This is a genomic window from Aminobacter sp. Y103A (assembly GCF_030294925.1).
GTDB lineage: Bacteria > Pseudomonadota > Alphaproteobacteria > Rhizobiales > Rhizobiaceae > Aminobacter > Aminobacter ciceronei.
Map to the genome: position 1 here is coordinate 2,211,857 of NZ_AP017986.1, position 18,331 is coordinate 2,230,187.

Genomic DNA, 18,331 nt, shown 5'->3' on the forward strand with positions numbered 1-18,331 from the left:
CAAGATTTCCGGCCGCAGCCCGATCGACCGGCTGTTGCCCGACAGATTGGGGGGGACAGCTGCCATTCCTCCCCCACCCCATTCTCGCCGACCCATGCATGGGTCAGACAGCAACCCACCATTCGGCACCTGTAGCTGTTACGTACCGCAGAATGTCTGCAGGACGCGTTCTTCGTCTTTTGGTGGCCGCGCATAGTCCTCCATCCCGGGCTGCTCGTCGAACGGGCGCGCCAGCACGGTGAGCAAGCTCTGGAAAGGGCCAAAGTCGCCTTCATTGGTGGCGGCGGCGATGGCGGCTTCGACGCGGTGATTGCGTGCTATGTATTTCGGGTTCACCCCGCGCATGCGCGCCGTGCGGTCGGCTGCAGTCTCCGGCTCGCGAGCCAGCCGTTCACGCCAGCGCAAAGCCCAGCTATCGAAGGCAGCAGGGTCGATGAAGTGGTTGCGCACGCGGCCGGAGCCGTCGACCTCATCGGCGAGATCGCGAAATGTGAGGGTGAAATCCGCCCCGTTGCGCGCCATCAGCGCAAGCAGTTCGGCAGCAAGACCAAGGTCCTCAGGCTGTTCGGTTAACAGCCCGATCTTGTGGCGCATGCCTTCATGAAACGCAGCCTCGTAGCGTGCCTGGAACGATCCGATCGCCGCTTTCGCCTGCTCGAAGCCTTCATCGTCTCCGCCTGCTTCGCTTCCCAGAATGGGCAGCAGCGCTTCGGCCAGTCGCGCCAGGTTCCAGACGGTGATGCGGGGCTGGTTGGCAAAGGCGTAGCGGCCTTGATGGTCGATGGAACTGAACACGGTCGCCGGATGATAGGCGTCCATGAACGCACATGGACCATAATCGATCGTCTCGCCGGAAATTGCGACGTTGTCGGTATTGAGGACGCCATGGATGAAGCCGACCAGCATCCACTGCGCCACCAGCTTCGCCTGCCTTGCTACCACGGCATTGAGGAACCCGAGGTAGCGACGGGGGGCTTCGGCGAGATGCCGATAGTGCCGCGTTATGGCGTAGTCCGCCAACGCCCTCAGGCCGTCGCTGTCTTCACGTACGGCAAGGTACTGGAACGTGCCGACGCGGATGTGGCTGGCGGCAACGCGCGCTATCAGCGCTCCGGGAAGCCTGGTCTCGCGAAAGACGTGCTCGCCAGTGGCAACCAGCGACAGGGTTCGCGTGGTCGGGATGCCGAGGGCGTGCATCGCCTCGCTGACGATGTATTCGCGCATCATCGGTCCGAGCGCTGCGCGCCCATCGCCATTGCGGGAAAACCGGGTCGGACCGGAACCCTTCAATTGAACGTCGCGCAACTGGCCTGTTGTATCGGGCAACTCTCCGACGAGGACGGCACGACCGTCGCCAAGCTGCGGCACGAAGTTGCCGAACTGGTGACCCGCATAGGCCTGGGCGATGGGACGCGCGTCAGCGGGGAAGCGGTTTCCGGCCAGCATGTCGATACCTTGGGGACCACGCAACCAGCCGATGTCGAGGCCCAGCTCCGTCGCCAGTGTTTCATTCAGTTCGAGCAGACGCGGTGTCGAAACCTGGGATGGATCCGGACTGGCGTAAAGCCGCTCGGGGAGGTCGGCGGCATAAGTGTGTTGGAACCGGGGGCTGCGCATGACAATTCGGGGCTTGTTCAGGTTACCGGCTAGATAGGGATGCCGCGAGGCGCGGGCCAGCAATTCGAGAGGGGCTGTTAAGTCGCAACCCAATCGCAGTTTCCGATGTTGGCGTCCAGCCAGGAAGCTGCTGTCACCAGGAAGCTGCTGTCAGTTGTCGCCGTAGCCCCATTCCACATCTGGAAGGAAGCGGGCGGCCGAGGGTCTGATGGGTGCTCTTGACGTCGTCCTCGTTCCGGGTGGCGCAGACCAGCGACGCCGAAGTCGGCATCTCGCCAGTGTCAGCGAGGACTGATAGTTCTGGGCTCCATGAACACGCTCGGTGTGATCTCGGATACGCACGGCCTTCTGCGCGAGGACGCCGTTGCGCTTCTTCAAGGCGTCGACCACATCGTCCATGCGGGCGACATTGGAAACCCCACCATCATCGAGAGATTGGAACGTATTGCGCCAGTCTCGGCAATTCGCGGCAATGTCGATGTCGAGCCGTGGGCGTCTCTGTTTGCGGATACCCTTCAAGTGACGCTGTTCGGGCAGAAGATATTCGTCATCCACGACCGAAAGGATATGACGTTTGCTCCAGCCATGATGGGCATCGATCTCGTGATTTCTGGTCATTCTCATCGTGCCAGTATCGAGAGCCGCGATGACGCCATTTATCTCAACCCGGGCAGTGCAGGCCCGCGCAGGTTCAGGCTGCCCATCACCTTGGCAATGGTCCAGATCATCCACGGGCGATTGGTGCCCAGGATCTGCGAGATTGCCTCAGATCTTCATTGAAGCCGACTGCATGGCTGACCAGGGGGCGATTGCAGACTGACTGGTTTTGGGCCAACTCAAAGGACAACGACCCTTCGGCAACCGGCCCGCTTGCTGTCGTTTCGCGCTGGAAAGCAAAACCTCCCAAGTCCCCGCACGGATCGCTCCCGCAGGCTTCTGCGAGATGACCAAGCGCCATGGATTTGCCAAGGGTTCGGCCGCCGAGCGCGATTGGCCGAACGCGATCATTCAAGACTGGCGTAGACCGTGCTGTCCATCTCGGCCGTGCCGGAGATGGCTACCAAAGTTGCGAGGGTTGACGTTGCGCCTGCCGCGGTCACGCGGCAGGATGCAGCGAGGTCGAATGGCCTGTTTCAGGGAGCCTTTGCATGGCGTTCTTCTTCTTTGGCATGAACCAGTCCCTGGATGGTTTTGTCGATCACGATCGTTTCCCCTTCGCCCCGGGCCCAAGACTCTATCGCCGCTTTGTCGAGCAGACGGAGAAGCTCGCCTGCAGCCTTTATGGCCGCCGCCTCTATGAGACGATGCGCTACTGGGACGAGGACCAGCCCGGCTGGGATGCGGACAGGCGCGCCTTTGCGGCAGCGTGGCGCAAGACCCCGAAATGGGTGGTCTCCAGGACGTTGCAGACGGTCGGGCCCAACGCCAGGCTGCTCGGCACGGAGACCGAGGCGGAAATCCGCCGGCTAAAAGTCGAGCTGGAGGGCGAGGTGGAGGTCGGCGGCCCTGAACTGGCGCGTTGCCTGACCGAATGGGGCCTGATCGACGAATACAGGATCTATCTGCACCCGGTCGTGCTCGGCCACGGCACGCCCTTTTTCGCCGGCCCCCGGCCGCCGCTGCGCCTGACCGGAACCGAGCGCTATGACGGCGACGTCATCCGGCTGAGTTATGTGCCGGCCTGATTGTGCCCCCGGCATGGCTCGAGCGGCGCAGTCCGGCGGGCAGGCGCGCGCAGCGGCACGTTTCGCTTCACCAGGCGTAACGCAGCACGCCCTTGCCTGAACAGGACCGCGTCACGTCGGAGAATTCGCCTTCGAAGCCTGCCGTCGCCGACCAGCCGTCTTGCCATCTCGTCTCGACCTCAGCGCCGACCAGTGCTGTGTCGCGCGCCATGGCAGCGCCATTGACGACGAAAGTGGCGCCGGGCAGCGTCTGGAAGGTCGCGGTCAGGCTGCGCTCGGGATCGAAATGATGGGCCCAGGCAAGGCGCCCGCGCAACGTCACCACGGCCTCGGCCATGGCAAAGGCTTTGCCCGCCCGCAATTCGACCGGATGCGGTTCGTCTCCTTGTTTGGTGTCAGCCGCTCCGCCATCGACTCCTCCTCGTCTGAAGGATCCCGGCCGGGGGGCTTGGGCACCCGGCCGGTCAGTCAGCTGTCACTTGGTGGTATTGATTGTGATGCGCTTGGCGTTCGCCTGCGCCCTTTCCGTCTTGGGCAGGGTCACGGTGAGGACGCCGTTCTTGAATGCCGCCTCAACCTTGTCCTCCTCGACCTCGCGGCCGAGAGCAAGGCGCCGCTCGAAACGCCCGTAATAGCGTTCGCTGAACTGACGATCCTTGTCTTCGGTTTCCGATTTCTTCTCGCCGCGAAGTGTGAGAACACCGTCTTCAAGCAGAACCTCGACATCGTTCTCGTCAAGCCCGGGCATTTCCGCGACCACCCGGATTTCCTTGTCGTTCTCCGAGAATTCGACGCTTGGCCAGGTGCCATTGCGAGGCGTCATGCGGCCAAGAACCGACGGTGTGTCAAAGTCCCGGAACACCTCGTCAAACAGCCGATTGACGTTGCGATGCAGCGACATGAACGGATCCATGTCCTCACTGCGATTGATCGCCGGGGCCTGGTTGTTGCCACGGTTCCATGGGATCAGGTCACGTACACTCATTGCCTTTTTCCTTTCGTCTTTCTTGTTTGTCCTTTCTCGTTTGGTCGCGACGACACCCCACCCCAGATGGGGTGTCGCACTGGACGGTTCAGTTAAGATCATGCCGCTACGTTGCCTTCGATCCGCTTCGAGGCAGACTTCGTGTCAGCGCCGGCGTTGATCGCGATCCGTCGCGGCTTCATCTCCTCGGGAATTTCCTTCTTGAGGTCGATGATCAGCAGGCCGTTCTCGAGCTTGGCGCCCATGACGCTGACATGGTCGGCGAGTTCGAAACGACGGTCAAAGGTCCTCATCGCCAGTCCATGGTGGAGATAAAAAACGTCGCCATTTTCCGTCTTCGAGCCGTTGATGACGAGCAGGTTTGGCTCATGGGTGATCGAAAGCTCGTCTTCTGCGAACCCAGCTACCGCAAGCGCGATGCGATAGGTGTCTTCACCGAGCTTGACGATGTCATAGGGCGGCCAATTGTCGGCCTGTGGGGAACTGGATTTTTCGAGCAGGTCGAAAATCCGGTCAAAGCCGATGCTCGACCTGTAGAAGGGAGAGAAGTCCATATTTGTTCTCATAGCTACATCCTCCTTGGAGCAACATAGGTACGAGGGCGCGCCAAGAAGCCTGGCGCTCCCTGACCGTGTCGACCCTTTGCAGCAGCCGACGGAATATGAGTTGGGAAGCGATTTGAGCGACGTCAAGGGGCGAGCCATCGAGCCGACATTTTGACGGCGTGGTGGTGGGTTCACAGGCTGGGGCCGCTGGAAAGCGCTCCGTCCAATGCCCATCTAGTCTGCTGGCAAATCGATGGAGTTAGCGATGACCATGACGCGGGAAGACGTTGTCTCGGTCCTCGGGCCGGTGGACGATACGATGATTGCACAAGTGATCCTGTCCGGCGCTTCGCTCGTGGAACTCAGGGAGGCGTGGGGGTGGGCTTTCGGCGACGACGCGTTGATGGGGCAAGGCCGCCCTCTGCCCGGAACGCGGGTTGCGGCACTGATCGACTTGATTGAACCCGACGATGACGAGACAGAGGGCCCGGCTGCACCGGGCCCCGGTGCTCACTGAATCGTAAATACCCCATCCACTGCCTGCCACTCGGCAGGTTTGATCAGCCGGTGGTGGGCAACGCGCACGGAATGCAGCGCACCTTCAAGTTCCTGTTCCCAGTAGCTCAGGAAACCTCTCAGCGTTGGGAATTCCGGTGCGAGGTCGTATTCCTGCCAGACATAAAGCTGCAACAACCGCGGGTAATCAGGAAGGTGATAATGGATCTCCGCGGTCGTGAGGCCGTAACCCTCCATCTGGAGCCGGAATTCCCTGCTGACCACAAGCTTCTTCTCGGTCACCATCAAGCGTCCAATCTTTCCGGGCGTTCGTGGTTGCCGCTCTGGTCGAATTTGCAAGCGACGTCGGCGCGGATTTCATCGAGGCGGCGAAGCGCATCCATGACGGCATCGAAAGTCACCGGGGCCGCAATGCCTGGTGGCTTGCGCAGGGCCGGTATGGATTCGACCGCGCATGCATCCGATGCCCAGGAGGCAAGAATGGCGCGCTTTTCCTGAATGCCGAGTTGATCGTCCGTTATCACATCGTCGGGATGGCTGAAGAACCGGGCCGGGAAAAGCAGACGGTCCAGTGACAGATCCGTGATTTCAGGGGCGATCGAGGGGATAATCGTCGGGACAGTTCGTTCCATCGATGGTCCTCCGTTACAAAAATCTCCTTGCGTTGACGATCCGACGATGGTCCCAGGCGAACCACCGTCGGACAGAAAAATTTGGAGGATTCGAACGAAATTGCAAGCCCCCGCTTTCGCGGCTTCGCGGCGGATAGCTTCATGAATTCAGCGCGCTAGCACTCGGCAAACCCGGGCGCTAGAATTTTTGCAGCCACCTCTTGAAACTCAAAAACACCTCACCCAGATCGATTGCGCGCGATGCCGAAGAGGGTCGCGCACCCCGCGCCGGCACCGCTTCGGATGCGGCGCGGAGGAACCTCAAAAATCTGTTTGTCCATGAGGAGAACGACATGACGTTCCGTCCATTGCACGACCGTATTCTGGTCCGCCGCATCGAGGCCGAGGAAAAAACGGCCGGCGGCATCATCATCCCCGACACCGCCAAGGAAAAGCCGCAGGAAGGCGAGGTCATCGCCGTTGGTCCGGGCGCCCGCGACGACAGCGGCCAGTTGCTGTCGCTCGACGTCAAGGTTGGCGACCGCATCCTGTTCGGCAAATGGTCCGGCACCGAGATCAGGCTCAATGGAGAGGATCTCCTGATCATGAAGGAGTCCGACGTCATGGGCGTGATCGATGCCGCGGTCCAGGCGAAGAAGGCCGCCTGAGTGGAACCTGCCGTTTTGAGAAGGAGCAAGAAAAATGGCTGCTAAGGAAGTCAAATTCCACACCGAAGCCCGCGAGAAGATGCTGCGCGGTGTCGACATTCTCGCCAACGCTGTGAAGGTCACGCTCGGTCCCAAGGGCCGCAACGTCGTGATCGACAAGTCGTTCGGCGCCCCTCGCATCACCAAGGACGGCGTCACCGTCGCCAAGGAGATCGAGCTGGAGGACAAATTCGAGAACATGGGCGCGCAAATGGTGCGCGAGGTCGCGTCCAAGACCAGCGACATCGCCGGCGACGGAACCACAACGGCGACCGTGCTTGCCCAGGCGATTGTCAAGGAAGGCGCCAAAGCTGTCGCTTCCGGAATGAACCCGATGGACCTGAAGCGTGGCATCGACAAGGCGGTCGACGCCGTGGTCGCGGAACTCAAGGTCAATGCGCGCAAGGTGACCAAGAACGACGAGATCGCCCAGGTGGGGACCATCTCGGCCAATGGTGACGCCGAAATCGGCCGCTTCCTTGCCGAGGCCATGGAAAAGGTCGGCAACGAGGGTGTCATCACCGTCGAGGAGGCCAAGACCGCGGTGACCGAGCTCGAAGTCGTCGAGGGCATGCAATTCGATCGCGGTTATCTCAGCCCGTATTTCATCACCAACCAGGACAAGATGCGCGTCGAGCTCGACGAACCTTACGTGCTGATCCACGAAAAGAAGCTGTCCAACCTGCAGGCGCTGCTTCCGGTTCTGGAAGCGGTGGTCCAATCCGGCAAGCCGCTGCTGATCATCGCGGAGGACGTCGAGGGCGAGGCCCTTGCCACGCTCGTCGTCAACAAGCTGCGTGGCGGCCTCAAGGTCGTGGCCGTCAAGGCGCCTGGCTTCGGCGATCGCCGCAAGGCGATGCTGGAAGACATTGCTATTCTGACCGGCGGCACGGCGATCTCGGAAGATCTCGGCATCAAACTCGAGAATGTAACGCTGAACATGCTGGGCCGCGCGAAGAAGGTGGTCGTCGAGAAGGAAAACACCACCATCGTTGACGGCGCCGGCTCCAAGACCGAGATCCAGGGGCGTGTTGCCCAGATCAAGGCCCAGATCGAAGAGACCACTTCGGACTACGATCGTGAGAAGCTGCAGGAACGCCTGGCCAAGCTCGCCGGGGGCGTCGCCGTCATTCGCGTCGGCGGCTCGACCGAGGTCGAGGTGAAGGAGCGCAAGGATCGCGTCGATGACGCCATGCATGCCACCCGCGCCGCCGTCGAAGAAGGTGTGTTGCCGGGCGGCGGCGTTGCCTTGCTGCGCGCAGTGAAGGCGCTCGACAATGTCCAGGCCGACAATTCCGACCAGAAACACGGCATCGAGATCGTGCGGCGCGCCCTCGAAGCGCCGGTGCGACAGATTGCGGAAAACGCTGGCGCCGAAGGCTCGATCATCGTCGGCAAGCTGCGCGACAAGGCCGAGTTCGGCTATGGCTGGAACGCACAAACCGATGAGTTCGGCGACCTCTACACACAGGGCGTCATCGATCCGGTGAAGGTGGTGCGCACCGCACTTCAGGACGCGGCATCCGTCGCTGGCTTGCTGGTCACCACCGAGGCGATGGTGGCCGAGAAGCCGAAGAAGGACGCGCCGCTGCCGGCGATGCCCGGCGGTGGCATGGACTTCTAAGAGACAGACAGAGAGGCCGTGTCCGCGTCCATCGAGGCGCGGACACGGCTCCAGACGGACGGGTGATTGGCATGGATACGACCAACATCAACAAGATTGCGCCGCCGCAACGTGCGGCTACCGAACTCAATTATGAGGCCGATCTTAGAGTCGTGCTGGAGCCGGTGCTGACCGAGGTGCTCGACACGGCAGAATCCGCGGGCTGGGACCGGCGGAAGGCAGCGTACACGGTGATGTTTCTGGCAGCACGGCAGTTGTCAGCCGGAAAATCGACCCCGAAAACGGATGTTGGAAAGGGTTGAGAAAATGGAAGTGGCGCATGCCGGCAAATGAAAGGAACGGACAGTATCGTCCGTTCCAACCCGGTTAGACCCGATAGCCAGCCGGAAGCGTCGAAAGGAGGAACCTGGACTTTGGGGCGAAAAAGGATGACCATGAGTTCGTCGAGTTGTCTTGCCGCGCTTTCGGCAGTTGTTCTCGACATGACCCGGCAGTCCAGCCTGCGCGCGCCGCGCTACCGCAGCCTCTCGCTGGTTTTGCCGCGCGCCCTGCTGGCCCCGCTGGTCGTCCCCGACGCCGACAACACCAACCACGCCGACGACAACGCGTTTACGAGCATGCGGCGGCAGTTGCTCGGGATGGGAGCGGGGCGGGGGTAGGGGCGTGGCGGGGTGGGGCAGGGGCTTGGGGGCGATCTTGGGGCGCAAGGCTGATCGGGGAGCGCCAGTGCGCCAGAGCTCGCGTTAGGGGCTACAGGTAATCAAAGACTGGAGTGGAGCCGTTTCTTTCATGATTCAGGTTGTCGACCTCGAACGACTTGGCGACCGTGCTGTCAGTCCCTTGCCGTGGCGTTTTGGACGGCGCGAGGTAGAGAGCCATCGTCTTGGATAGCGGTGTTCGCAGGCCCGATCCCAGCCGACTTCTCGTGCAGAACGGCTGCGTCGCCCAGAATGAAGCCGGCATTCGCATCAGTCCTGATCTGCCAATTCAAGCCGAGAGCACGTTGCGGACGATGTCGCGGCCCTTTGGGTCGCGAATGAGATCGGTGAACGTCAACTCGGGGATGTTCGTCCCGGGAACCGGCAGTGCGTTTACCGAGATGAGGATCCTCGAACGCACTGCCGGCTGACGCCTGGAGTTGGGATAACGCGGCGCGCCGGGAGTGGTAGCGCGCCGCGGAAAACCAGGCGTTTCTTTACGACCGGGTCAGGAGGCCAAGGCATCAATGCGTGTTGCTGCAGCCTCCGCCTCCAGCAGAGCTGATCGCTTGCCGCGGTGGAGATCCTTGGCAAACACACAGGCCGCATCGTGTCCCGGGGACAGCTTCAACGCGGATGGCACCTGCTGCTTGCAGTCCTCGACCGCCATGGGGCAGCGGGTTCGGAACCTGCAGCCGGACGGCGGATTGGTCGGGCTCGGCACCTCCCCCACCATCAACGGGACCTTGCGCTGTCTCTCGGCAATGGGATCGGCTTCGGGCACCGAGGCCAGCAGCATCTGCGAGTAGGGATGGCTCGGATGGTCGTAGAGCTCCTGCGACGGGCCATGCTCGACGATCTTGCCGAGATACATGACATAGACGCGCGTGGCCGCCTGCCTGACGAGTTCGAGGTCGTGGGCAATGAACAGGCAGGCGACGCCCAAATCCTTCTGCAATCGCAGGAACAGGTTCATCACCTGGGCGCGGATGGACAGATCCAGCGCGCTGACCGGCTCGTCGCAGATCAACACCCGTGGATTGACGGCAAGGGAACGAGCAATGGCAACGCGCTGGCGTTGGCCACCGGAGAGCTCGCGCGTGTGGCGATCCTTGACCGCATCCGCGAGGCCGACCTGGTCGAGAAGCTCCTTGGTGCGGCGGTCGCGATCGGCCCTGGATTTGAGCCCGTCGATCTGCAGGGCTTCGTCGATGGCTTCCCCGACCGTCTGGCGGTCATTGAGGGACGAATACGGATCCTGGAATACGTATTGCAGCGCCCTGCGGCTGTCGCGGAGAGCTGGGCCCGAAAGCGTGCTGAGGTCGACGCCATCGAGCAGCACACGTCCGGCGGTTGCCTTCTCGAGCCCGACGATGGTGCGCCCGAGCGTCGACTTGCCGCAGCCGGACTCGCCGACCAGGCCAACGATTTCACCCGGATAGAGTTCGATGGAAACATCGTCGACCGCGTGCACAAACTTGCCGCGCTGGACGCTCTTGAATCTGGTCTGCAGGTTTTCGACTTTGAGAACAGGTCCGTGTGTCATGCTGCTGCCCTTCCTTCATTGACGACGGGACAAGCGACAAAGACCGAACCGTCCGCCGAAGGCACCAAGGGAGGCCGGCTGGCCGTGCATGCGGGAACTGCAAAGTCGCAGCGCGGCGCAAATGCACAACCCTTGAGCGGAGCGCCGAGCGTCGGCGGAATGCCAGGAAGTCCACGGAAAACCGAACCAATCGGGTCTTCCCGTTTCGGAATCGCGTTGATCAGGCCCCGTGTGTATGGATGGCGTGGCGTGACCAGAACCTTGTCCACCGGACCGCGTTCCGCTGCCCGTGCCGCATACATGACAACGATATTGTCGGCGGCACCTGCGACCACACCCATGTCGTGAGTGATCAGCACCATGGCCATGTTGAGCCGACGCTGCAGGTCCTTGAGCAGGCGCAGAATCTGGGCCTGAACCGTCACGTCGAGCGCGGTCGTCGGCTCGTCGGCGATCAGCAGCTTGGGTTCGCCCGCCAGCGCCGTGGCAATGACGATGCGTTGCCTGAGACCGCCCGACAACTCATGAGGATACTGGCGGAGCCGGGCAGCCGGATCGGAGATGCCGACGAGCTTGACGAGTTCCAGCGCGCGCGCCTCCGCCGCGCGCGGTGTCATATTGAGGTGAAGCTCCGCCATCTCGGCAATCTGGCGACCGATGCGCCGCACCGGATTGAGGGCGCTCATCGGGTCCTGGAAGATGAAGCCGATGGATTTGCCGCGTAACTTGCGGATATCGGGTTCCGGCAATCCGATCAGTTCACGCCCGCCAAAGCGTACCGAACCGGACAGGCTCGTTGTCACGCCGGTGGGCATGAGACCGAGCGGAGCGAAATTCATCACCGTCTTGCCGCTGCCGCTTTCGCCGACGATGGCAAGGCACTCGCCCTGGCGGACCGTGTAGCTTACCCCGTCGACGGGACGCACGGCGGATTTTGCGGTCAACAGATCAACGGTCAGATTGCTGACGCTCAGAAGCGGTTCGTCATGCATCGGAATTCTCCTTGCCCCAGCCGGCGACTTCGATCCGCCGCGCGGCGAGCATGCGCCGCGTCAGCGGCTTCGGGATGCGATTGAGCGCGATGGACTCTCCGAGCGTGTTGAAGCCGATGACCGCAGCGGTCAGAGCCAGGCCAGGCAGGATCACCTGGCGCGGATCGGATTCGAGATAAGGCAATGCATCGACAAGCATCTGCCCCCATTCCGGCGTCGGCGGCTGGATGCCCAGACCAAGGAAGCTGAGCGTCGCGACGGCCAAAGCGGCCGTGCCGGCATCTGCTGTGGCATAGACCATGACCGCGCCGATGGTGCCGGGCAGCAGGTGGCCGAAGTAGATTCGCCAGGGGCTGGCGCCAAGCACACGCAGGGCCTCGATATGTGGCTTGCTCATGATGCTTACCGCAACCGCCCGGCTGATGCGACCGCTCATCGGCCACCATGCCAGCGCAAGTGCAAGCACCATGGTCCAGTAGCCGGGGCCGACAATACCAATGACCGCCAGCGCAACAATCAGGCTGGGGACCGACAGGCCCACGTCAACGACACGCATCAGCAGGTCATCGACCCAGCCACGGTGATAGCCGGCGATCGTGCCCATAAGGATGCCGATCGTCATTGCGATGATGAGGACCGAACCAACGCTGACCAGCGAAGTGTTCGCAGCGATGATCAGCCGACTGAGGGTGTCTCGGCCGAGATGGTCAGTGCCGAGCCAGTGAGCGGCACTTGGCCCGGCACTTCCCTCCAGCAGATTCTGCGCGCTGGGATCCTGAGGGGCGAGCCAGGGGGCAAAGGTCCCCAGCGCAACGAACAGGCCGATGACGACCAGGGCCGCGCGGGGGAACTTGTTCAGCCGGGCGAAAAGTGGATTGAGTTTGTTCATGATCAGCTCCATTGGCGCCGGATGCGGGGATCGGTCATCAGGACCGCAAGATCGACGATCAGGTTCACCACGATGAAGAAGGAGAGGAAGATCAGCAGGCATGCCTGCACGACCATGAAGTCGCGGAAGCGCACGCCTGCGAGGAAGTAGTCACCAACACCCTGCCAGGCAAAGAGCGGCTCGACGATGATCCCGGTGGCCGTCATCAACCCCACCTGGGTGCCAAGTGCATTGATGAAGACAGGCGTGATGTTTGGCAGCGCTTCGCGAAACAGGATGGCGGTGCGCCCCAGTCCCTTGCTCTTGGCCGTCAGCACGTAGGGGCTGGTCATGGCTTCCTCCAGTCCGACACGCACGACACGGCTGAGCACTGCCGCCGGCAGGACCGCAACCGTGAGCCAGGGCAGCACCCAGCTCGCGGGACCGTTGAAACCGAAGGACGGAAACAATTGGAAGGTGACGGAGAAGCCGTAGATCATCAACGCCCCGACGAAGAAGGTCGGTGTCGACGCGCCGATGAGGGCCAGACCGCGCGAAACGCGGTCCGGCAGTTTGTAGGGCCAGAAGGCACCGAGGAAGCCGAGAAGCAGGCTGAGCAGGGTCGCAATGACGGCGCTGCCGGCGATCAGCGTCCCAGTGACCATCATGCGCTGCGGCAGGTCCGCACTGACCTCCTGGCCCGTCCTGTAGGAGATGCCGAAATCACCTGTGACGGCATCACCAAGCCAATCCACGTAGCGCATCAGCAGTGGCTTGTTCAGTCCGATCTCCTCCTCGACCTGGGCGACGTAACCTGGGACGGCGACCGCGCCGCGCAGTTCGGCGATCAGGACGGCGACGTTTCCAGGGGCCGAGACGACGAGCGTGAAGCAGACCACGGAAGCCAGAAACAACAGGACCAGGGAATGCTTCAGCCGCTTGCTGATGAAGTGGATCAAGGCAGCCTCCCTCAGTCGGCCAGCACGATTTTTTCGTACGGCATGTCGTATTCGGTGACCGGGCTGGTGAAGCCCTGGACACGCTTGGAGTGCGCCCAGATGCTGGGGACGTAGACCAGCGGCGCGATGGCGTCGTTGTCGTACAGCCAGTCATAGACCTTCTGGATCGTCGGCTCGATCTGGTCGCCGGTCGCGGCCGTCGCCGCATTGATCAGCGGGTCCAGGTTGGCGGCATCGGTGACCAGCTTGCCTTCGACATCGTTCTTGAAGGTGGACAGGCAGAGCGCCACGACCGAACCGAACGGATCATAAGGAGCGCCATAGGTGAGGAAGAAGCCGAGATCGTACTTCTTCTCCAGCATGTCAGTGTGCTTGGACGCATGGTCGACAGAACGGACGACCAGGTCGATGCCGATCTCCTTCATCTCCGACTGGATCACTTCGGCGATCAGGCGGGAGCCGGGAACGGCATCGGGACTGACGACCATTTCGAGCGTCAGCGGCTTGCCATCCTTGGAGCGGATGGGACTGCCCGTCCAGCCGGCCTTGTCAAGCAGGGCCGAGGCGGCAGCCACGTCGCGGACGGGAGCGTCGTGCTGCTTGCCGGCATAGGGCAGGGCCGACGAAAACAGGTTGCCGGCCGGTTTCGCATAGCCATGGTAGAGAGCCTGGGAAATGGCCGCGCGATCGATGCCGATGCTGATCGCCTTGCGGACCTGCTGGTCCTTCAGCGCCTCGGCACGATCGGGATTGAAGGCCATCACCAGAGAGACGTTGCCCGGGTCGATGACGACGTTGAAGCCTGCCGCGTCGAGCTGCTTGCCTTCCTCCGGCGTCAATGGCGCGATCCAGAAACCGCCGATCAGGTCGATCTCGCCGGCGCGCAGTGCCGCGACCCGTGACCGTGGATCCGGGATGACCTTGGCTTCGAGCCGCTCGTAGGACGGCATTTCGCCCCAATAGCCTTCGTGGTGCTCGAAGACGCTCTGGGTGTCGTCGGCACTGACCTGGCGCCATGGTCCGGTGCCAACCGGCTCGCCGAACTTGCCGTCGGCGCCGACGGACTTCGGGCTCAGGAAGCGAACGGGACGCGTGTAGGAGAGCTCCTGCATGAGCGCGAGGACCGGCTCCTTGAAATGGAGGGTGACGTGATAGTCGTCGACCACTTCGAGGGACTCGAAATACTTGGAGCAGTTCATCCAGCTGAACTGTTCCTTGCCCAGCCAGCGATCGAGGTTCCACTTGCACGATGCGGCGTCGAACACCGTACCGTCCTGGAAGGTTACGCCCTGCCGAAGCGTGAGATGAAGCGTCTTGCCGCCATCTTCGATCTTCCAGTCGGTCGCAAGGCACGGCTCGATCTGGCCGCCCTTGCCGTACTTCACCAAGGGCTCGAACATCAGGTCCTGGATCGCCCAGATGGCGTAGTGGCTCTGCGGATCGAGATTGCCGGCGGGCTTGGCAATGGCGACACGGAGCGTGCCGGCGGCTCCCTCGGCATACGCGATCCTGGCGAATGCGGCCTCGGCCATGACCAGCCCTACGGCCGCAGTCGATACCTGCAAAAATGAACGTCTATTCAATGACATTGGGTAGCTCCTCTCTTTGATGGTCGTTCCCTGGCGCCTTGAAACTTCCGCTACGGAAATTTAGCGCTCACTTGTATAGACATATCATTCTAGGCATGTATACAATCTTTCGTCAACATCGTATTTTTCGAAAGGAAGTTTCGCGAACGGCATGATCGACGGAGGAGAGCTGAGCTGGTCACTGAGACGCGGTAGATGGTGCTCCGAGAGGCCTGGAACCCTCCAGGCAACGGTGAAGCTTTGCCGAAAAGGCAAGCTTTGGCTCGCCGGCAACCCCGCGGACAGAATTGGCCGTCAGCCATGCAAGCATTTCGGAGACGAACTATCGCGCTCCGTTGAGAATCCATTGATGTCAAAAAATTGTATACAATATTGGAGGAGCGAATGCGAATTAAGCTGATAAATCCCAATACCACAGCTTCGATGACCGAGCTTATGGGCGAAGCCGCGCGTGCAGTCGCAGCACCAGGCACCGAAGTTGTTCTCGCGACATCTCGGTCCGGCGCAGCATCGATCGAAGGGCACTATGACGAAGCCTTAAGCGTCCTGGGCACCATCGATGAGATACTCGAAGGGGGTGCCGCCGACGCGTATGTGATCGGCTGCTTCGGCGATCCGGGGCTGCTCGCAGCCAGGGAGATCACCGCAGCTCCGGTCATTGGCATTGCGGAAGCGGCTATGCATGCGGCAGCATTTGTCGCCACCAGCTTCTCCATCGTCACGACACTCGAACGCACCCGCGTCATCTCCGAACAGCTGGTGCGCAACTACGGCATGCAGGGCTATTGTCGGCGCGTCCGGGCCACCGATGTCCCCGTGCTGGAGCTTGAAAAGCCCGGGTCCAGCGCTCGCGCAATCATCCTGGGCGAGTGCGAGGAAGCGCTGCGTGATGATCGCTCGGAAGCAATCGTTCTCGGCTGCGCCGGCATGGCGGACCTGGCGAAATACCTGGAAGAACGGCTCGGCATTCCGGTGATCGACGGCGTGGCTGCTGCAATCAAGTTTGCCGAAGCAATTGTGGGGATGCGGCTGCGCACGTCCAAGGTTGGCGATTTGGCATATCCGCTGCCAAAACCCTACCTAGGCAAGCTCTCTGGCTATGCGCCAGCAAAACTGTTTCCAGCCAATGAGCGTGAGCGCACCGCCTATTTAGCGATCCAGCGGAGCTGATCATGGATTTCGATTTCGCAGAACTGCCCGAGAACGACCGCTACCGTCTGCTCTCCAACTTCGTCGGTCCGCGCCCCATCGCGCTGGTCACCACCGTCGACGAGCACGGCTGCAACAATGCCGCGCCGATGAGCTTCTTCAACGTCTTCTCGCACGAGCCTCCGCTGCTCATCCTCGGCATGCAGACCCGTCCCGACGGCACCGCCAAGGACACTGTCGCCAACATCAGGCGCTCGGGCGAGTTCGTCGTTCACATGGTCGACATGGCGATCGCCAACGAGATGATCGTCACCGGCATCAACTTCCCTAGCGACGTCGACGAGATCGAGTTCGCCGGTCTGACCAGCACGCCGTCGGTCAAGGTCGCAGCACCCCGCATCCAGGAATCGCCTAGCGCCATGGAATGTAAGGTGCTGCAGATCCTCGACTATGGCCGTCGCACCATCGTCATCGGCGAGGTCGTGCAGATGTATGTCCGCGACGAATGCATGGACGAGCGCGGCCGCTATGTCCGGCCGGAGGTCTACCAGCCAATCGCGCGCCTGCATGCCGACAACTACATCGTCGCCGAAAACCAGTTCGTATTGAAGCGTCCGACCGAGCTTCTCCATCATGAGGGGGCCGCCGGCTATTTTGCAGCTACAATGAGGTAGGCAAAATAGACACCTGAGGGTCACAGAACCAAGGCCCAATGCTGGTATAAAACGATGTCCGAAATTGGCGGAACCGCGATCTCCAAGGCGGTTGCCGGTAGTGTCCGCACTCAGGCACGGGCAGATCTGACTTCAATGATTGCCATGGTGCGCGAAGCTGCCGGCGATGGCGGTGGTCTTCATTCAAGACGGCATGTGCTCAGGAAGCGACCGGACTCTGCGTCTGGCTCAACAGCAGACCGAGCGCCTTCATGACCGTCATGATGGTTGCGAAGACCCCGTCTCTGCTCGGGGGCCGTCAATCCACGAACTTCCGCCGCAAGCACCGGTTGTGCTAGAGGCATCCGGACGTCCTGCCATATGTTCGATCCCGCGGAGGTTCAGTTGGTGTTTGCCCCCGATGCCCCCAGATGTGCGTGCGGAACACTCGAGGCGTTTTCGCGGGAGCCGTCGATCCCCATCGTCTTCGATGCTGAGCTCAACGAGTATCACATCGTCGGCGCGGGCCAGGAAAAGGTCATGATCTATCACTGCATCTCCTGCGGCGGCCGGGCGCCGGCCTCGCGCAGGCCCGATCTGTTCATGCATGTGAGCCTGGAAGAGATGGAAAGGCTGAGGCAGGTGACGCAGGGTCTGAAGAGGCTGGACGATGTCATCCAGGCGTTCGGGTCGCCTGATTACGACCAGCCGGCCGGATACGGTCACACCGAAGCGGCCGGTTCCGGCCCGCGCCGGACCACCTGGCACAGGCAGATGATTTTTGGTGGCCTGTCGGACACGGCCAATCTCCACGTCGCCATAGGCCTGGACGACAAGGTTCAATTCAGCTTCATGCCGAAGGCGCGCGACTGAGCAAGGTCGCCCGGCGCCGAGGCGAGACGCGTTTCAGCCAGGGATGCCCGGCAGGCACCCGACCCAGAAACGAACGTGCCCAGATACGAACGGGCCCAGATACGAACTGGATTGCCGGGAGTAACCTCGTCCGGCATGTTGTGTTCACGATGGCGCGTTTCGTCGACAATGTGCCACTCTACTGGGGGCTGCTTCGGCGGCCCTTTTTTCGTTTCTGGTTGCGCCGCTCAAGCTTCAGGCGTCGTCACGATTGCCAGAAGCGGGCTCGCTTCATGCGGTATCCGGACTGCTCGCTGCCACCTGGCTTTTCGATGCCAGGCTGATCGGGGTTTTGCGGGTCGGGGTTTGGCCGCTCAGTGCCCGGCGGGTTCTGGCCGTCGGCGTGACGGGTCTTTTCGTTGGTCTCGTCGACAGGCTCGGTGTTGCCGTATGTGTCGGCGGGTTTCCTGTTTTCGGCGGCTTCCTGGCTGACGCCGTCATCTTTTTGCCTGTCATTGGGCTTTGAACTGTCATCGGGCTTTGGACTGTCATTGGGGTCGCGATAGTTTGGTGCCGGCTTGCGGGCCGCTATTGCTTTTTCGTGAGGCATGATTGGTCTCCTGCTGTCCCTGAGACAACATGCGGTGCGGCGTAAGGTTCCGTTTCAGCGGGGCAGGGCGCCAGCTTGGCGCGGCCTGCCCAGGCGCACCGGCCCCAGAACGCCGCCCCCCGGGC

At 61.8% G+C, this 18,331-nt stretch carries 22 protein-coding genes; 10 read left to right on the forward strand and 12 right to left on the reverse strand.

The annotated features are described in order from the left end of the window. Positions 1-138: 138 nt before the first annotated feature. Entirely contained in the window at positions 139-1,617 is a 1,479-nt protein-coding gene (locus tag Amn_RS10785) for a protein adenylyltransferase SelO (RefSeq protein WP_442866472.1), read from the reverse strand. A gap of 309 nt (positions 1,618-1,926) precedes the next feature. On the opposite strand from Amn_RS10785, the gene Amn_RS10790 reads away from it, so the two are divergent. Then, positions 1,927-2,397 (forward strand): metallophosphoesterase family protein, encoded by a 471-nt coding sequence (locus Amn_RS10790; protein ID WP_067963593.1) that lies wholly within the window; start codon positions 1,927-1,929, stop codon positions 2,395-2,397. A gap of 368 nt (positions 2,398-2,765) precedes the next feature. Next, on the forward strand, positions 2,766-3,302 hold the full coding sequence (locus Amn_RS10795) for a dihydrofolate reductase family protein (RefSeq protein ID WP_286296998.1): 537 nt from the start codon (positions 2,766-2,768) through the stop codon (positions 3,300-3,302). Positions 3,303-3,369: 67 nt separating this feature from the next. On the opposite strand, the gene Amn_RS10800 is transcribed toward Amn_RS10795, so the two are convergent. From Amn_RS10800 to Amn_RS10810, 3 genes are all read right to left on the reverse strand, one after another. Then, a complete protein-coding gene (locus tag Amn_RS10800) occupies positions 3,370-3,639 on the reverse strand; it encodes an autotransporter domain-containing protein (RefSeq protein WP_353622426.1) in 270 nt (89 codons plus the stop codon). A 138-nt stretch (positions 3,640-3,777) separates the two neighbouring features. Next, the gene (locus Amn_RS10805; protein WP_154387325.1) at positions 3,778-4,287 is read right to left on the reverse strand and encodes an Hsp20/alpha crystallin family protein; all 510 of its coding nucleotides are present in this window, start codon (positions 4,285-4,287) and stop codon (positions 3,778-3,780) included. A gap of 98 nt (positions 4,288-4,385) precedes the next feature. Then, positions 4,386-4,853, reverse strand: coding sequence for an Hsp20 family protein (locus tag Amn_RS10810; protein WP_067963583.1), 468 nt, complete (start codon positions 4,851-4,853; stop codon positions 4,386-4,388). A gap of 244 nt (positions 4,854-5,097) precedes the next feature. On the opposite strand from Amn_RS10810, the gene Amn_RS10815 reads away from it, so the two are divergent. Further along, complete coding sequence (locus Amn_RS10815) at positions 5,098-5,349, forward strand: hypothetical protein (RefSeq protein WP_286296999.1); 252 nt, start codon at positions 5,098-5,100, stop codon at positions 5,347-5,349. Here the strand turns inward: Amn_RS10815 and Amn_RS10820 are convergent. Beyond that, positions 5,343-5,633, reverse strand: coding sequence for an usg protein (locus Amn_RS10820; RefSeq protein ID WP_154387323.1), 291 nt, complete (start codon positions 5,631-5,633; stop codon positions 5,343-5,345). The genes Amn_RS10815 and Amn_RS10820 overlap by 7 nt on opposite strands. Further along, entirely contained in the window at positions 5,633-5,980 is a 348-nt protein-coding gene (locus tag Amn_RS10825; RefSeq protein WP_286297001.1) for a hypothetical protein, read from the reverse strand. The genes Amn_RS10820 and Amn_RS10825 overlap by 1 nt, the downstream gene beginning before the upstream one ends. Before the next feature lie 332 nt (positions 5,981-6,312). On the opposite strand from Amn_RS10825, the gene groES reads away from it, so the two are divergent. The 4 genes from groES (at position 6,313) to Amn_RS10845 (ending at position 8,949) form a co-directional block, all read left to right on the forward strand. Then, a complete protein-coding gene (gene groES / locus Amn_RS10830) occupies positions 6,313-6,627 on the forward strand; it encodes a co-chaperone GroES (RefSeq protein ID WP_067966797.1) in 315 nt (104 codons plus the stop codon). A 34-nt stretch (positions 6,628-6,661) separates the two neighbouring features. Further along, the gene (groL, locus tag Amn_RS10835; protein WP_286297002.1) at positions 6,662-8,290 is read left to right on the forward strand and encodes a chaperonin GroEL; all 1,629 of its coding nucleotides are present in this window, start codon (positions 6,662-6,664) and stop codon (positions 8,288-8,290) included. A gap of 71 nt (positions 8,291-8,361) precedes the next feature. Continuing rightward, the gene (locus tag Amn_RS10840; protein ID WP_286297003.1) at positions 8,362-8,592 is read left to right on the forward strand and encodes a hypothetical protein; all 231 of its coding nucleotides are present in this window, start codon (positions 8,362-8,364) and stop codon (positions 8,590-8,592) included. 126 nt (positions 8,593-8,718) lie between these two features. After that, complete coding sequence (locus Amn_RS10845; RefSeq protein ID WP_286297004.1) at positions 8,719-8,949, forward strand: hypothetical protein; 231 nt, start codon at positions 8,719-8,721, stop codon at positions 8,947-8,949. Positions 8,950-9,496: 547 nt separating this feature from the next. On the opposite strand, the gene Amn_RS10850 is transcribed toward Amn_RS10845, so the two are convergent. From Amn_RS10850 to Amn_RS10870, 5 genes are read right to left on the reverse strand one after another with little or no spacing between them, the layout of a single operon-like run. Beyond that, the gene (locus Amn_RS10850) at positions 9,497-10,534 is read right to left on the reverse strand and encodes an ABC transporter ATP-binding protein (protein ID WP_286297005.1); all 1,038 of its coding nucleotides are present in this window, start codon (positions 10,532-10,534) and stop codon (positions 9,497-9,499) included. Beyond that, a complete protein-coding gene (locus tag Amn_RS10855; RefSeq protein ID WP_286297006.1) occupies positions 10,531-11,526 on the reverse strand; it encodes an ABC transporter ATP-binding protein in 996 nt (331 codons plus the stop codon). Before Amn_RS10855 ends, Amn_RS10850 begins: the two co-directional genes overlap by 4 nt. Further along, entirely contained in the window at positions 11,519-12,427 is a 909-nt protein-coding gene (locus Amn_RS10860; protein ID WP_067963555.1) for an ABC transporter permease, read from the reverse strand. Before Amn_RS10860 ends, Amn_RS10855 begins: the two co-directional genes overlap by 8 nt. Further along, complete coding sequence (locus Amn_RS10865; protein WP_286297007.1) at positions 12,418-13,353, reverse strand: ABC transporter permease; 936 nt, start codon at positions 13,351-13,353, stop codon at positions 12,418-12,420. The genes Amn_RS10860 and Amn_RS10865 overlap by 10 nt, the downstream gene beginning before the upstream one ends. Before the next feature lie 11 nt (positions 13,354-13,364). Next, positions 13,365-14,942, reverse strand: coding sequence for a nickel ABC transporter substrate-binding protein (locus tag Amn_RS10870; protein ID WP_286297008.1), 1,578 nt, complete (start codon positions 14,940-14,942; stop codon positions 13,365-13,367). A 384-nt stretch (positions 14,943-15,326) separates the two neighbouring features. On the opposite strand from Amn_RS10870, the gene Amn_RS10875 reads away from it, so the two are divergent. The 3 genes from Amn_RS10875 to Amn_RS10885 all read left to right on the forward strand — a co-directional run bounded on the left by Amn_RS10875 (position 15,327) and on the right by Amn_RS10885 (position 17,617). Beyond that, positions 15,327-16,112 (forward strand): aspartate/glutamate racemase family protein, encoded by a 786-nt coding sequence (locus Amn_RS10875; RefSeq protein WP_286297009.1) that lies wholly within the window; start codon positions 15,327-15,329, stop codon positions 16,110-16,112. Positions 16,113-16,114: 2 nt separating this feature from the next. After that, a complete protein-coding gene (locus tag Amn_RS10880; protein WP_286297010.1) occupies positions 16,115-16,765 on the forward strand; it encodes a flavin reductase family protein in 651 nt (216 codons plus the stop codon). 360 nt (positions 16,766-17,125) lie between these two features. After that, entirely contained in the window at positions 17,126-17,617 is a 492-nt protein-coding gene (locus Amn_RS10885) for a hypothetical protein (RefSeq protein ID WP_286297013.1), read from the forward strand. Positions 17,618-17,861: 244 nt separating this feature from the next. On the opposite strand, the gene Amn_RS10890 is transcribed toward Amn_RS10885, so the two are convergent. Further along, a complete protein-coding gene (locus tag Amn_RS10890) occupies positions 17,862-18,206 on the reverse strand; it encodes a prolipoprotein diacylglyceryl transferase (RefSeq protein WP_286297016.1) in 345 nt (114 codons plus the stop codon). Positions 18,207-18,331: the final 125 nt, after the last annotated feature.

What these genes read in the sequence shown, in the direction of transcription:
- Amn_RS10785 (WP_442866472.1), bottom strand. Translation starts at nt 1,617, where the DNA reads ATGCGCAGCCCCCGGTTCCAACACACTTATGCCGCCGACCTCCCCGAG.
- Amn_RS10790 (WP_067963593.1), top strand. Translation starts at nt 1,927, where the DNA reads ATGAACACGCTCGGTGTGATCTCGGATACGCACGGCCTTCTGCGCGAG.
- Amn_RS10795 (WP_286296998.1), top strand. Translation starts at nt 2,766, where the DNA reads ATGGCGTTCTTCTTCTTTGGCATGAACCAGTCCCTGGATGGTTTTGTC.
- Amn_RS10800 (WP_353622426.1), bottom strand. Translation starts at nt 3,639, where the DNA reads ATGGCCGAGGCCGTGGTGACGTTGCGCGGGCGCCTTGCCTGGGCCCAT.
- Amn_RS10805 (WP_154387325.1), bottom strand. Translation starts at nt 4,287, where the DNA reads ATGAGTGTACGTGACCTGATCCCATGGAACCGTGGCAACAACCAGGCC.
- Amn_RS10810 (WP_067963583.1), bottom strand. Translation starts at nt 4,853, where the DNA reads ATGAGAACAAATATGGACTTCTCTCCCTTCTACAGGTCGAGCATCGGC.
- Amn_RS10815 (WP_286296999.1), top strand. Translation starts at nt 5,098, where the DNA reads ATGACCATGACGCGGGAAGACGTTGTCTCGGTCCTCGGGCCGGTGGAC.
- Amn_RS10820 (WP_154387323.1), bottom strand. Translation starts at nt 5,633, where the DNA reads ATGGTGACCGAGAAGAAGCTTGTGGTCAGCAGGGAATTCCGGCTCCAG.
- Amn_RS10825 (WP_286297001.1), bottom strand. Translation starts at nt 5,980, where the DNA reads ATGGAACGAACTGTCCCGACGATTATCCCCTCGATCGCCCCTGAAATC.
- groES (WP_067966797.1), top strand. Translation starts at nt 6,313, where the DNA reads ATGACGTTCCGTCCATTGCACGACCGTATTCTGGTCCGCCGCATCGAG.
- groL (WP_286297002.1), top strand. Translation starts at nt 6,662, where the DNA reads ATGGCTGCTAAGGAAGTCAAATTCCACACCGAAGCCCGCGAGAAGATG.
- Amn_RS10840 (WP_286297003.1), top strand. Translation starts at nt 8,362, where the DNA reads ATGGATACGACCAACATCAACAAGATTGCGCCGCCGCAACGTGCGGCT.
- Amn_RS10845 (WP_286297004.1), top strand. Translation starts at nt 8,719, where the DNA reads ATGACCATGAGTTCGTCGAGTTGTCTTGCCGCGCTTTCGGCAGTTGTT.
- Amn_RS10850 (WP_286297005.1), bottom strand. Translation starts at nt 10,534, where the DNA reads ATGACACACGGACCTGTTCTCAAAGTCGAAAACCTGCAGACCAGATTC.
- Amn_RS10855 (WP_286297006.1), bottom strand. Translation starts at nt 11,526, where the DNA reads ATGCATGACGAACCGCTTCTGAGCGTCAGCAATCTGACCGTTGATCTG.
- Amn_RS10860 (WP_067963555.1), bottom strand. Translation starts at nt 12,427, where the DNA reads ATGGAGCTGATCATGAACAAACTCAATCCACTTTTCGCCCGGCTGAAC.
- Amn_RS10870 (WP_286297008.1), bottom strand. Translation starts at nt 14,942, where the DNA reads ATGTCATTGAATAGACGTTCATTTTTGCAGGTATCGACTGCGGCCGTA.
- Amn_RS10875 (WP_286297009.1), top strand. Translation starts at nt 15,327, where the DNA reads ATGCGAATTAAGCTGATAAATCCCAATACCACAGCTTCGATGACCGAG.
- Amn_RS10880 (WP_286297010.1), top strand. Translation starts at nt 16,115, where the DNA reads ATGGATTTCGATTTCGCAGAACTGCCCGAGAACGACCGCTACCGTCTG.
- Amn_RS10885 (WP_286297013.1), top strand. Translation starts at nt 17,126, where the DNA reads ATGTTCGATCCCGCGGAGGTTCAGTTGGTGTTTGCCCCCGATGCCCCC.
- Amn_RS10890 (WP_286297016.1), bottom strand. Translation starts at nt 18,206, where the DNA reads ATGCCTCACGAAAAAGCAATAGCGGCCCGCAAGCCGGCACCAAACTAT.